A 722-nucleotide genomic window follows, 5' to 3' on the forward strand; every position below is an offset into this window, starting at 1 on the left:
CATCGTCATCATGCTGGTGCTGGTGGTCATCACCACCCTGGCCGCCTTTACCACGGGTTCGGGCAACGCCCCCTTCTACGCCTTCGTGGAGCTCATTCCCCATCTGGCCACCAGCCTCGGCGTCAACCCGGCCTACCTGGTGATCCCCATGCTGCAGGCCTCCAACCTCGGCCGCACCATCTCGCCGGTCTCCGGGGTGGTGGTCGCCTGTGCGGGGATGGGCAATCTCTCTCCGTTCGAGGTGGTCAAACGTACCTCGCTGCCGGTGGCCGTCGGCCTGCTGGTGGTGATCCTCGCCACCCAGATCATGGTGCCCGCCTGACGTGGTCGAGGCTCCCTGAACGGATGCCCCGCCTCTCCCCGCTCTACCAGCCCGGCCTGCCGCCGGGCTGGTATCTCCCCCCGCCATTGGAGTAGACTCGGTGCTCTTTTTTCTCTAGGGAGGACCGAGATGAGTATTACGGTTCAACTTGCCCATTTCAGTGACTGCCACTCCCATTTCGATGGCGCCCCCATGCGCTTCGCCCCCGCAGGCGAGTCCGAGTGGCGCACCCAGTGCGGCGGCTATGCCCGTATCCTGACCCGGCTCAACGCCCTGCGCCGGCAGGCGGACGAGGCGGGCCAGCCCTGTCTGTTTCTGCACGGTGGCGACACCTTCCAGGGCTCGCTCTATTTCAACCGCTTCAAGGGGCGGGCCAACGCCGATCTGCTGAGCCTGCTGC

Annotated in this window: 2 pseudogenes; both read left to right on the top strand. The window is 65.8% G+C overall.

From position 1 onward, the window contains the following. A pseudogene (gene dcuC / locus BN1143_RS15715) lies at positions 1 to 322 on the top strand (anaerobic C4-dicarboxylate transporter DcuC); the annotation flags it as partial. A gap of 129 nt (positions 323 to 451) precedes the next feature. Further along, positions 452 to 722: pseudogene (locus tag BN1143_RS15720) on the top strand (bifunctional metallophosphatase/5'-nucleotidase); the annotation flags it as partial.

The organism is Aeromonas dhakensis, from assembly GCF_000820305.1.
GTDB lineage: Bacteria > Pseudomonadota > Gammaproteobacteria > Enterobacterales > Aeromonadaceae > Aeromonas > Aeromonas dhakensis.